Annotated in this window: 12 protein-coding genes; 6 read left to right on the top strand and 6 right to left on the bottom strand. The window is 32.1% G+C overall.

The window, feature by feature from the left end; translation table 11 throughout:
- Positions 1 to 328 precede the first annotated feature (328 nt).
- Together DEA20_03580 and DEA20_03575 are read right to left on the bottom strand one after the other, a co-directional pair.
- Entirely contained in the window at positions 329 to 1,195 is an 867-nt protein-coding gene (locus DEA20_03580) for a hypothetical protein (GenBank protein HBS48251.1), read from the bottom strand.
- Between the two features lie 37 nt (positions 1,196 to 1,232).
- Positions 1,233 to 2,444, bottom strand: a complete 1,212-nt coding sequence (locus DEA20_03575) for a hypothetical protein (GenBank protein ID HBS48250.1) — start codon at positions 2,442 to 2,444, stop codon at positions 1,233 to 1,235.
- A gap of 290 nt (positions 2,445 to 2,734) precedes the next feature.
- Between DEA20_03575 and grpE the strand changes: the two genes are divergently transcribed.
- From grpE to DEA20_03555, 4 genes are read left to right on the top strand one after another with little or no spacing between them, the layout of a single operon-like run.
- On the top strand, positions 2,735 to 3,250 hold the full coding sequence (gene grpE / locus DEA20_03570; GenBank protein HBS48249.1) for a nucleotide exchange factor GrpE: 516 nt from the start codon (positions 2,735 to 2,737) through the stop codon (positions 3,248 to 3,250).
- Between the two features lie 12 nt (positions 3,251 to 3,262).
- Positions 3,263 to 4,072: a CDP-diacylglycerol--serine O-phosphatidyltransferase gene (pssA, locus tag DEA20_03565; protein ID HBS48248.1), complete on the top strand. Its 810-nt coding sequence runs from the start codon at positions 3,263 to 3,265 to the stop codon at positions 4,070 to 4,072.
- Between the two features lie 47 nt (positions 4,073 to 4,119).
- On the top strand, positions 4,120 to 5,784 hold the full coding sequence (locus tag DEA20_03560) for a hypothetical protein (GenBank protein HBS48247.1): 1,665 nt from the start codon (positions 4,120 to 4,122) through the stop codon (positions 5,782 to 5,784).
- A gap of 18 nt (positions 5,785 to 5,802) precedes the next feature.
- Positions 5,803 to 6,534 (top strand): TlyA family rRNA (cytidine-2'-O)-methyltransferase, encoded by a 732-nt coding sequence (locus DEA20_03555; protein HBS48246.1) that lies wholly within the window; start codon positions 5,803 to 5,805, stop codon positions 6,532 to 6,534.
- A gap of 81 nt (positions 6,535 to 6,615) precedes the next feature.
- On the opposite strand, the gene DEA20_03550 is transcribed toward DEA20_03555, so the two are convergent.
- The 4 genes from DEA20_03550 to DEA20_03535 all read right to left on the bottom strand — a co-directional run bounded on the left by DEA20_03550 (position 6,616) and on the right by DEA20_03535 (position 10,782).
- Complete coding sequence (locus DEA20_03550; GenBank protein HBS48245.1) at positions 6,616 to 7,629, bottom strand: hypothetical protein; 1,014 nt, start codon at positions 7,627 to 7,629, stop codon at positions 6,616 to 6,618.
- A 66-nt stretch (positions 7,630 to 7,695) separates the two neighbouring features.
- A complete protein-coding gene (locus DEA20_03545) occupies positions 7,696 to 8,745 on the bottom strand; it encodes a hypothetical protein (GenBank protein ID HBS48244.1) in 1,050 nt (349 codons plus the stop codon).
- Positions 8,742 to 9,422 (bottom strand): hypothetical protein, encoded by a 681-nt coding sequence (locus DEA20_03540; GenBank protein ID HBS48243.1) that lies wholly within the window; start codon positions 9,420 to 9,422, stop codon positions 8,742 to 8,744. Before DEA20_03540 ends, DEA20_03545 begins: the two co-directional genes overlap by 4 nt.
- A 16-nt stretch (positions 9,423 to 9,438) precedes the next feature.
- Complete coding sequence (locus tag DEA20_03535) at positions 9,439 to 10,782, bottom strand: phosphoglucosamine mutase (protein HBS48242.1); 1,344 nt, start codon at positions 10,780 to 10,782, stop codon at positions 9,439 to 9,441.
- 182 nt (positions 10,783 to 10,964) lie between these two features.
- Here DEA20_03535 and DEA20_03530 point away from each other — a divergent pair, with 182 nt between their 5' ends.
- Positions 10,965 to 11,609: a hypothetical protein gene (locus DEA20_03530; protein HBS48241.1), complete on the top strand. Its 645-nt coding sequence runs from the start codon at positions 10,965 to 10,967 to the stop codon at positions 11,607 to 11,609.
- Positions 11,610 to 11,769: 160 nt separating this feature from the next.
- Positions 11,770 to 12,426, top strand: coding sequence for a hypothetical protein (locus tag DEA20_03525; GenBank protein HBS48240.1), 657 nt, complete (start codon positions 11,770 to 11,772; stop codon positions 12,424 to 12,426).
- Positions 12,427 to 12,623 lie beyond the last annotated feature (197 nt).

Below are 12,623 nucleotides of genomic sequence, written 5' to 3'. Positions count from 1 at the left end.
ACGGAGGACACTATCAATTCTGATATCGCTTGAATGAGACATATGCAATTCGCGAGGATGACGTGGGACTTTGTCAAATTTGATATTGCTTGAATTGGGTGTGTGCAATTTTTGTGAACTACTTGATAGGATCTTATCTTCATCCTTGATTGGATCTATAAAGACTGGATCCCCGCATTCGCGAGGATGACGGGATCGGTTGCTAATTCCTTCTGAAAATGAGGAATAATTACAATATATATTTCTCTCACTGTCATCCTCGCGAATGCGGGGATCCAGGAAAATATTGTAAATATTCATAAATTTAGAATTGTACAAATATAAAAAATTATTCATTTTCGGGTGCGATTCTAAAATCAATATTTAATCGTTGTATTTTTAATAATAAACTGTTTAGATGATTTTTTAGTTCTATTAAATCGATGGAAACAGGATTTTGATGGAGTATTTTGTCTAAAAATGTTCTTAGGCTTTCCATTTCTAAAATTAATCCATTTTGATCACTTAATAACCAGTTTTTATTGTTTTTATTATTTGATAATGCAAACGAAGATGCTATTAAACATTCTATTGAACCTACAAGCGCATTATGTGTTTCGATGACTCGAGTTAAATAAAAATTCGAATAAGCAGTGTCGTTTTGTAAGTTTATTATGCCTTCAAAGTTGTTTTGCATTAAGCTAATATTTTGCTGACATTGTTGCAAAAATAATGCAGGCGAAAATCCTTTGGATCCCCACCAACTACTGATTTTATTGTAAGATTCTGTAATTCCCTTGTCGAAACAGTTTCCAAGAGGAATAGTTAATGATCCTAGAGTAATATAAACAACCCAATCTTCTACTTTATCACGAGTTGTTGGTATATGAATTCCTGGGCAACCATTAAGAGCAGTTTTTGGAGAAGATTCATTGGAAGAGGTTTTAGATTTTCCCTTTAAAAAACATTCGTAAGTTATTATACCTATGGTTGTGAGTATTGCGGTTGTAACGATCGCACGTTTAACCCAATTCTTAGTTGTTTCTTTAGATTCGAATTCCGCCGTTAGCTCTTTTATTTTTTCTAAATTTATTTGTTCTAGTTTGTAGTTTTCTATTTTTGTATTTTCCAATGTAATAACTGTTGCTGACAAATTTATGTTGTTACCAACTAAACACAGAAACAAACAAAACCAAATTGATTTAAAAAAATTCATAATATTTATCTCCATCAACATTTAATTAAATCAGAAATTAGTCTGAGGCGTCCATCATAGAATCTCCACCTATTCCCATTGAATAGTCTGGATTATTGAATGAAGAGGGATATCTTGATGGTTTAGCAAATCCACCGGAGTAAGGAGAGTTATAATTACTTTGCGGTTTTGTTTTTTGATTTTCGTTATCAGCTAAATAACCAAGCAATATTCCAAAACAAATGTTTAGCTGGCTTCGTAAACTGTTTAAAAATATAACATTATTGCTTGAACCTAAATCTTTATAAGTTTTGGTTTTGCTAAAACATTGTTCTATGAAAGCCTTTATCCAATCTCTTGCTTGAGTTCCATAAACAACGATTTGTTTGTCTTTGGAGGAAGAACTTTCAGAATAATATTTTAATTTTTCGTTTAACTGATCTGCAACGTTGAGAAATAGCGTTGTATATAATTTTTTAATCCCTTCCCATTGAGCATCATAAACATTTTCAGGGGCAGACTCTTCATCTAAAGACATTCGTTGCATTTTTTCTCTGCCTCCAAGCGTGGTAGCCTTTGTTGAGATAGTAATTAATTGTTTAGCTGTATTTTCTAACATAACTCCCCATGCTTCGATTTCTGTGTAAAGCAAAGGTTCGCCTTCTCGTCCTGTGAATTTATTATAAGTCCAGGTGAAGGGTATTGTTGCCCAATTTATTCCAGTGGCTAAAAGCTTTTCGAAAGCAGAGCCTATTGTTTTATCTACAGCGCTTTCAAGCCGGCGACTGATTACTCGAGTTCCTGTTCCTGCGAGAATATCTAAAGCGATTATGGGAAAGCTTGCGTCATTGGATCTAAAATCACGAGCTAGAGTTTTTGCATCTTCACCAAGAGCACTTCGCACAATAATATCTTTAAAACCTGGCGCTTCATATTTTGATAATTGGTTGTCTATAGCCCTAAGAGCTGTTTTTTTCTGTTTAATTTTTTCTTTTAATGAAGCTATTTTTGCATCTTTGTTGGGATCTAATACTAGTGCATCTGAGTCTGATGGGTGTTCAAGTGTGTGTAACCCTGCTTCGAATTCAAGTAAAGAGGCGTTAATAGTATCTTGTTGTGTTAATAAATATTTTATCTGAGAGGAAGTACCCCTTGACTCGTATCCAGAATACAAATCAAAAAAATCTGAAGGTGGTGCAAACATTTTAGTAGAAATTGTTAAAAATGAAATTGTTAAAATTAGAGTTAAATTTTTGAAATTTTTATTCATAACCCACTTTGATTTTTAGATGGTTAAACCTAGATTTTCTTCATTAAATTTAAAATATTTATGATTATAACAATCCCAAAGGGTAAAGCAATAAAAAGTTGCCTAGAAATCGGCAAAAATATCCTTTTGGTATGTTGATATTGTGTTTGAATTGCAGAGTAAAATTGAAAAATAGAATAAATGCCTAGAAATACTTCATTTTTTGTTCTTTTTAGCATCCTTTTTTTCTGATATATTTACTTAGTTGAAAATTAAAGAGTATTTTAAGTTAAAGTTTAGCGGGAGGATTTATGTTTCAATCTGAAATTGATGAGAAAGATTTAAAAGAAAAAACTGACAACTCTGCCAGCGAAGTTGAAACTGGATCAAAAGGAGTTGAGCCCAATTATTGGGAAACTCAATTTTTAAGAATCACGGCAGATTTTCAAAATTACAAAAGAAGAGCTGAAAAAGAAAAGTTTGAGATTATAAAAATCGCTCAAAGCGAAGTTATTCGATCACTTTTGCCGGTAATAGATGATATCGACATGGCTCTCAAATCAAGTCAAAAAATTGAAAACAGCGAAGAGATGCAAAAGTGGGTTGATGGTGTACAATTAATCAGAAAAAATCTGATCAAAAGACTTGCAGATTTAAATGTTGTAGAGATTGACTGCAGTGGAAATTTTGATCCGAATTTGCACGAAGCTATTATGCAAACAGATTCCCAAAACCATAAAAGCGGCGAAATAGTAGAAGTGTTTAGCCTTGGCTTTTTGCACAATGGCGAAGTGGTAAGACATGCCAAAGTGAGTGTCGCTAAATAAAATAGAGAAATTATGAATGAAAAAAATTGGCGAAGAAAGCTTCTAAAACAAAAGGTTGAAAATTTATATCGAAGTCGAAAAATTCTTCTTCGTGAAGGGATTTCGGTATTGCCTCATATTTTTACTTTAGGTAATGTTTTTTTCGGATTTGTTTCCATAATTTTTTCAGCAAAAGGTCAGTGGGAAGCTGCATGCTATAGCATATTCCTTGGCGCGATGATGGACAGTCTTGATGGACGAATTGCAAGATATGTTGGTTCTAGTAGCAATTTTGGAATGCAGCTAGATTCTCTTGCAGATACAATTACTTTTTGCCTTGCGCCTGCATTTTTGGCATACAACTGGCATCTTTATAAAATTGGTTATTTAGGTTTTATCGCAGCGGCATTTTTCCTTTTTGCCGGAGTTTTGCGCCTTGCGCGTTTCAATTTAATTTCAGATCAGCAGACAATTTATTTTTTGGGTTTACCAACGACTATGGCCGCTTCTCTTTTGATTGCGACCATGCTCAATGCTCATTATCTAAAAAATTTTAATTTTGCAGCGATTCTCACATTTTTCACATTCAACCTTGCATGTTTGATGGTTAGTTTGGTTAAGTTTCCAACTTTTAAGAAAAAGTTTTTTTGGTTTCAAAAGAGATGGCAAAAAACAGTCTTTACAGCGTTTTTTGTTATCTTTTCTATTTTACGTTTCGATTTGTTTTTGTTCTTGCTTTTAATTTCTTATTTAATAGGTTCGATTATTTATGCTATTTTTGAGAAAGTTAAATTTGCAAAAGAAAGATCAAAAGTTTTAGAAATTTCAGAGTATCGAAAATAAGTTTCATTAAAATAAAATTTATAAAAAATAATAGGTGAGAAGTCATTATGAATATCAGAAAAGAAACGGCCATTGGTATTGCATTAGTAGTTTTGTTGTTAGCTTCTGTTTTGCTCGCATTTCGCTTTTATAGAAGTCAAAAATATTTAGAAAGTGAATTTAAAAAAGTTTTAGATGTTGTTTATTCAACAAATGAAAATCAAAAAATATCGACAACCGAATTTCCAAATCAATCACAAGAAGGTATGGCGGGCAAAGAATGTTCTGTTAATAAAAATGTTTGCTGGCTCGATGTGCAAAAATTTGCAAAAGATACAGTTGTCCAAATTATTTCACAAGTTAATAAATTTAATTTTTTAGAACCTTACAAAACACCAGAGCAGGGCGCGGGAACAGGATCTGGATTTTTTATAAATGACAAAGGTCACATTCTTACCAATTATCATGTGATTGATGACGCAACAGTAATAAGTATAAAAGTTCCATCGCTTGGGCAAGAAATTTATGAAGTAGAAGTGATAGGTGTAAGCCCGGATCGAGATATTGCACTTTTAAAAATTAAAGACAAATATATTGATGAAGTCAAAAATGGATTGGGTGGCAAATTTCCATACTTGAAACTTGGAAATTCAGATAAAATTCTTAGAACTCAAGAAATTCTTCTTTTAGGTTATCCTTTGAGTCTCCCAACTCTCAAAAGTACGCAGGGAATTGTCAGTGGTAGAGAGAGAATCGCAAATCAGTCTTACATCCAAATAACAGCAGCATCAAATCCCGGAAATTCAGGAGGTCCTGCGCTTAATCAAAATGGCGAGGTTATTGGAATTTTAAATGCAGGATTTACCAATGCTCAAAATATGGCTTATATAATTCCAATCAGTGAGGTAAAAGCTTCGATAAGTGATCTTTATAAAGTTAAATTTTTGCGAAAACCTCTTTTGGGATGTTGGTTTACAGCATCAACAAAAGATCTTGCTAAATATTTGGGCAATCCTGGGGATGGTGGCTGGTATGTTGCAGAAGTGTTTGAAAACAGTACTTTGCAAAAAAATGGCGTAAAAGCTGGAGATATGATTTACGAAATAAATGGTTACAAAATAGATCGTTTTGGCGAAGTAAAAGTTCCATGGTCTGAAGATAGAATTCCGGTTTTATCGGTTATAAGTAGATTGGTTGTAGGCGATCAGGTAAAGCTAGATATTTATCGAAAAGGTAAACATAAAGAAATTAAATTTAAACTTGAACAGCAGGCGGTTTTACCAATAAGAGCAGTTTATCCGGTTTTTGAAAAAATTGATTATGAAGTTCTTGGTGGTATGGTTATTATGGAGCTTTCGTTAAATCATATTGCTGTATTGATAGAAAGAGCTACGCATTTGATAGCTTATACAAAAATGGAATTTCAATTTAAACCTAAATTAATAGTTACTCATATTTTGCCAAGTTCTCAAGCTGACAAAGCGCATACTTTGACAGATGGTTCTATTTTAAATCAGGTCAATGATGAGAATGTTTCAACTTTGGCAGATTTTAGAAAAGCGATTTTAAAAAGTAAAAAATCTGGTTATGTAACGGTTAAATTTTATGATGGAATTATTGATGAGTTATTTATCTCGCTTCCACTTGATAAAATTTTAGAAGATGAAGATATTTTTGCAGAGCGATATTTTTATGATAAATCAAAATTAATAGATCAATTGAAAAAGAAATAAAATAAGGAAATTTTTTTAATGAGCGATAAAATTAGACTAGACATTTTGATTTTGGGAAAATATCCAGAATTGAGTCGTAACAAAATACAAAATTTGATTGCTCAAGGCGCCGTGAAATCGCGCAATGAAGTTTTGAAAAAGGCGGGAATGCAAGTTCCTGCCGATTTTGATTTTGAAATAGATTTTTCTGTGCAAAAATATGTTGGTCGTGGTGGTTACAAGCTGGAGAAAGCACTGCAAGAATTCAAAATCGATGTTTCGGGACTAATTTGTCTTGACTGTGGAGTTTCAACCGGTGGGTTTAGTGACTGCTTACTTCAAAGTGGCGCGAGCAAAGTTTATGGTGTTGATGTTGGAATTGGGCAAACAAATTCAAAATTAGTTGAAGATCCGAGATTTGTTTTGATCGAAAAGACTAACTTAAAAGAGTTACAAAGTTTGCCGCAAAAAGTGGATTTAGTTACTTTGGATTTGTCTTTTATTTCGTTGCTGAAAGTTTTGTCAGCTGTTGTAAATCTGATGACAAATGATGGGAAGATAATTGCACTGATAAAGCCGCAATTTGAACTTGAGAGAAATGAACTTAGCCGAGGCGGCGTGGTGAGAGATAAACGATTACATCAAAAGGTGATCAAAAAAATTGAAGAGGGTGTAAAAGTGTTTGGATTAGAAGTAAAACAAATTATTGATTCACCGATTTTTGGATCAGATGGCAATAAAGAATTTTTAGCATTGATTGAGAAAAAATAATCTCTAAGAAGTTTAAGATGTTATAAATAAAAAGAGGTCGCAAATTTGCGACCTCTTTTTATTTTGTAGAATTAAATTAAATTAAATTCTTTGATTTGCGGTTGCGCTTCTAAAAGGCATTGATTTGTAAGGTGAAGCTTCTTCTGTGTGACGCAATGATTTGTATAATTCTGTTGCTACGATAGTAGTTGCAGCTGCTGTTAAAGCTTCTTTGCTTACTAGTTTTAGTTTTACTGCCGCAGCCGCAACAGCTGAGATAATTAAACCTTCTAAAATAGGAGCTGCAATTTTTTCAATCTTGAAATCTTTACATTTTTTAAGTAAATCGTGATAGATAGTTTCTCTGATATTTGCATATTTCAATTCAGGGCTACTTCCTTCAACTGTGCTTACTGTATCTCTAAAGTTATCGATACTTGTTGCGAAGAATTTTTTAGCGGCTGCTATTTCATCTTCTGTAACAAGTGTAAAGTGAGAGATTAAGAATTCTTTGTCTTTCTTATCTACTTTTACGTTAGCAGCAAGTTCTTTTTCAGTTATTACTTTGTCATCTAATTCAAGAAGTAATATTGGTTTAATTTCTGCAACTTTATTTTGTAATTTTGATTCTATGTAGTTAATGACTGTTTTAAGATCTTCTGATTTAAGCGACACAAAGAAAGGAGATTCTGCTAAATACTCATCGACGATAGGTGTGCCTTTGTATGCGAAATCTGGTGAAAGTAAATGGAAGAATTTGAATGTTGAATTAAGGATTTGGCCGCCAATTCTTTCTGGAGTAAATTTGTTTTCTGTTTTTTTGCAAAGAGCGTAGTTCCATTTCCATTCAGTGAGAACATCAGCTGCATTGTTTTCTAAAGTAAATTCAAGAACTTTGTTCATTCCGTCTATAGGAAGTCTGTTTTCAAGGTAGAAATTTCCTGCGTTGTAAAGTCTTACTGCAGGTGTTGCATTGATTACCATGTTTTTTACAGAATTTGCTTCGCCGCTAGCATTAATATTTACTAAAGCGGAGCTCATTGTAAGTATTGCTAAAAAAGAGTGTATTTTTTTAGATATCATAAAAAAGTTCCTTTTTCCTTTTAATTTAACCATTAAATTACCTTATTAGATTCTACATTTTCTGAAAAGCTTGGCAATTTTTTTATAAAAAATTAGGTATTATTTTTTGAAAATTGTAAATCTGAAAATTATTAAAAATATTAAAACAAGAAGATATGGGATAATTACCACCCAAAATGGCGAATTATGTTGCAAAGAGAAATCTGCAATACTGTTTATTACCAAAAACAGTGGATACGCAGAAAATATTAATAACCAGCGATAGACAATTGTTTGTGGAGTTAGGAAAAATAGGCAAAAGGTTAACAAAATGTATAAAAGTGGTTGAAAATATCCCAAAATTTTTGAAATTAACTTTCCAAGTTCGAGATTGAAAGTTTCATAAGGTAAAATTCGATAAATCAAACTTAAATTGTAAGCTTGTCGTTTTATAGATGGTGCAAGTTTATGCATTTGTAAGTGGGTAAACAATCCGGGAAGGTAAAAGGTTTCTAGTTTTGAAGTATAAAGATTATTTGTTTTAAAGTTTAAAATATTAGCATTTGGAATAAATACTTTATGATCGATTGGTGATAAAACTGCCAATTTACTTTCTATTTTTTTTTCAAGTTCAAATTTTTCATTGAAAAATAAAAACAAAATATTGTTTGCAGTGCTTTTTTCTTGATCAATTATTTGAAAATATGCAAAAAGATTATCAGTAGGTAAAAACCATTGGTTATAAATTACTTTATTACTTTTCTTTTTCAAATGTTGGAGTTTAAAATTTTCTGACTTATTTGCGATTGGGCGGCTAATTAATTCTTTGCCAAAAAAACCGATGATTGATAATGAAAGTCCACATGCAAAAAGAGCGGGGAGTAGTTTATTTGATTTTATACCCAGAACATGGAGGTTGGTGAATTCATTTTTTTGATAAAGGTCGCGAATAAGTAAACATGTTGCAATCCAGCATGCAAGTGGGAAAAGATCGAAGAAAGTAGGTATCAAATTCAAAAGTATAAAATGCAATATTTCAATATTGGTTACATTTTGCAGTTGTGAAAACTTTTCAAAAAATTCTATAAAGTTGAAAAGAAGTGTAAGTCCACAGTTTACAAGTGAAAAATATATAAAAAATCGTTTTGAAATGTACCTAGCAAGAATCATTTTTCTATTTCAAGATTTTTTAAACTTTCAGGTGTGATAAGACCACACGAAACTACAGTTTTTATAGCTTCTTCGAAAGTGATTTTTGTTTCAATTGTTTGTGATTTTGGAATTATGAAAAAATATCCAGTGCTTGGATTTGGTGAATGAGGCATGAACACTTTTACATATTCATCATTGTCATCTTCAAGAGTTTGTAAATGAGGTGGTATAACTGTTTGAAAAGTGTTTTTTGCTGAGCCTAAAATAAATGCTATGTTGAAAGTGTATTTGGTTGGAAATTTAATTAAAACAACCTTGCGTTGAATTTTGTCCTCTTTAGATTTTACATTAAAAAAATCAACTAATGTTTTTGATGCAGAGTAAATTGTTCGAATTATTGGAATTTTACTAATTACTTTTTCAAAGTGATGGACGATTGGTCCTATTATTAAAAACTTTGATACTATTCCAAATAAAATTACAAAAGCGATTATAAGAATAAATTCAAATCCTGGAATTTGTTGTAAAAATGTAGGTTCTATTTTTTTTAGAGGTGATAGCCATCCGGTAAATGTGTGAAAAGCAAAGTGTAGAAAAAATATTGTTATCGAAATTGGTATTAAAGCGAATAAACCGCTAAAAAATAAAGATTTTAATTTGTTTAAAATTTTCCAAATTCCTTTTTTATTTTCCATATTTTTAGATTCCTATTTAATTCAAAACTTTTTGAAGCTCTTGCGCAAGCGTGGATGCAATGTTATTAGCTAAACTCGAAGATTTGTCTTCTGTCATTATTCGCAGTAAATTTTCTGTTCCAGAATATCTGACTATAACTCTACCATGATTCATCTTTTGTTGTTGCTCATTTATTATTTGTGCGTAAATGCCTTCTGATAAATTGCGTTTTTCTTTTATAGGTACATTTAAAATAACTTGAGGATATTTTTCAAAAGATTGAAGCTCAAAATTATTTGTTTTTAGAACGGTTTCAAGTGTTTTAAGTGCTGCAAAAATCCCATCTCCAGTATTCAAATAATTTTTTATGATTATATGTCCTGATGTTTCACCGCCGAGCAAAAGATTTTGTTCCTCTAGTTTTGCCATTATATATTTATCTCCCACCGATGTGCGAATTAATTCAATATTTTGCGAATCGAGATAAACTTGAAGGCCAAAATTGGTCATTATTGTACCTACGACTGTTTTTAAATTTTCATGCTGTGGATGGGTGGAAAGTATCGCAAGTAAATCATCGCCATCTTTTATCTCACCTTTATGGTTTGCGCACATTACTCGGTCACCGTCACCGTCAAATGCGAACCCAAAATCTGCGTTGTTTTCCAAAATAGTTTTTTGCATAGTTTTGGTATGAAGCGCGCCGCAATTATCATTGATATTAATTCCATTTGGAGATGTTGAAACATCTATCACTGTTGCGCCTAATATTTTGAAAATTTCTGGGGCAACTTCATATGTAGCTCCGTTTGCACAATCTAACACTATTTTTAAACCTTGAAGCAAACCTGGCTGCACTTGCTGCAAAATATTTTGTTTATATTGTTCTTTGAATTCTAAAGATGTTTTAGGGGAAAATGATAGATCTTGGAAATAAGAGGGTTCATTTACTTTTTCTGCAGAGAATTCGGCAAAATATAACTCTATTGTTTTCTCATCGAGTTCGCTGAGTTTGCTATTTTTTTTATCAAAAATTTTTATGCCATTATCGCTAAATTTGTTGTGTGACGCGGAGATCACTATACCAAAATCAAAATCGGGATTGTTTTTTAAAATTGCTAAATTTGCTGGAGTAGGAAGGATACCTGCATCAACATGTTTTACATTAAAATAATTCAGGCCTGTTTTTATAAAGTTTTTTATATTTTCGCATGATATTCTTGTATCATTCACAATTAAAAATTTAGGCTCGCTGTTATATTTTTGTTTACTCCATGCAGCTATTGCTTTACCTATATTTATTAAAGCTTGCGGAGTGAAAGGATGTTTTCCTACTTCCCCTCTAATTCCATCGGTTCCAAAGTGAATCCCGTTTTCCACTTTTTGCTCCTAGATTTTTTTAAATTTATTTATAATTTAGCAATTGACGAGACTCTTATTCTAGTATTACCTTTATTTGTTCGTCAATTTCATTGTTTATGTTAAGCTTAGTTAAAGTAGAATTATTTACAAAGGTGAATTTTAATTGCAACTATTTTAATAAATTTATTTAGGGTGGTGTAATGGACATTTTATTCTTATCTAAATGCTATTTTATAGGTTTACTTTCAACTTTGGGTTTAGGACCTATTTTCATTTTAACCTTCAATCGGGCTGCAGTTTATGGTTTTATTATTGGCCTGTTTACTGGATTTGGAGCTGCTTTTTCGGATGGTTTGCTTTTTGCGTTTGGCATGATGGGAGTACTAGCTTTTCTTGCCGCTTCAAAAAATTTTATTTTGATTTTGGATTTGATAGGGGGAGTGTTTTTACTGATTTTAGGTATCAATTCTTTCAGAAAAAAAATTCAAGTTGAAAACGGGGCGGCCCCAATTAAGTCAGGGCAAAATCTTTTTTTTGTACCGGTCAAAGCTTTCTTAATGTCCTTCATAAATCCAATGAATATTGCGTTTTTTGCATTTTGGAGTATGAAGGTTCTTCCCCAAGATGCATCTTTTTTACATTATAGAGAACTTTTGGAAGGTAGTGGTTTTGTATTTTTGGGAACTTTGAGTGGCCTTTCTTTGGTAAGCTTTGCAGCTAGCTTTTTAGGACTTGCGATAACCCCAAAAGGACTTGAGCGGGTTTCAAAAATTACAGGAATGATTTTTGTAGCGATAGGCATCTATCTTTTTTGGGATTTTGGTTCCAAACTTTTGGCATACTAAAATCTAATTGTCTCTTATTTATCCGATTTCTTTTCCTTTTTCTCAAAATATTTTTATTGTCCTCTTCCATGGTGGTATTCTAATTCAAGGATAAAAATTGATTAGCTATCACATTCTAGAAGGGGTTATTTGCAAAATTAATTTTAGCTGGGAGGGGTTTATGAAAGGGTTTTCAAATAAAATTAAAAAATTGGTTAATAAAATAAGTTCGGGTCCTGTAGTCAAAAAGATTTTTCCAATTTTAAGTTCTTTTTTCTTAATTTTACTGTTTTCATTTTTTGTTTATAAGTTTGTTTTTGGACGTGCTTTTTTCGTTGCAAGACATATAGCATTTGAAGTAGAGCAGATATCAAATATTTTAAAAGAAGTTGATGATTACTGTAACATTTTGTCGATTCGCGCAGATAAAAATTTGATAGATTTTTTAACCGTAAAAGAGTTTGCAGGTTCTGAAATAGGATGTTTAAATCTTGCATATCCAAAGCAGTGGAAAGGTCCATATGTTCCTGATAATTCAACAATTCAGGGAAAATTATTTGAAATAATAAAAGCAGCCGATGGTTATTTTGTGGTTCCTGGAGATGGAGTCAAATTACCAAATGGTAAAGTCATGGGTAAAGATGTGATAATAACACCCCAAGTTCCTGTGGGTGAAATGGTTGCAAAAGATGGTTTATTATCTTACAAAGGTATTGCGCTTGCAAAAAAATTAGATTTTAAAATTGGAGATTGGGATTTTCCACCTAAAACAAAAGAAAAAGTTAAAAAGCTAGATAAATCGATAGAAGAATTTAATGAGGCGTTGCCTTATACATAAAAAGTTTGATGAACATCTTTTTTGCTGAAGGGAAGAGAGATATTGCACTCTCTTCCCTTTTTGTTTTTTATGAAAATGAAGTGTGAAACAGTTTTTAAGCTGTTGTATCACACGTAATTCTTCGAAGCCAACCCTACTTCGCCCCCATGGAGCTACGAAGGGTTCTACTCGCCATTCACTACAAAGCTAAAGGCCTT

The sequence above is a fragment of the Candidatus Dependentiae bacterium genome (assembly GCA_003511165.1).
Lineage (GTDB): Bacteria > Babelota > Babeliae > Babelales > UBA12411 > UBA12411.
Note: the sequence above shows the minus strand (reverse complement) of the source record. Positions and strands in the feature narration are given on the sequence as shown.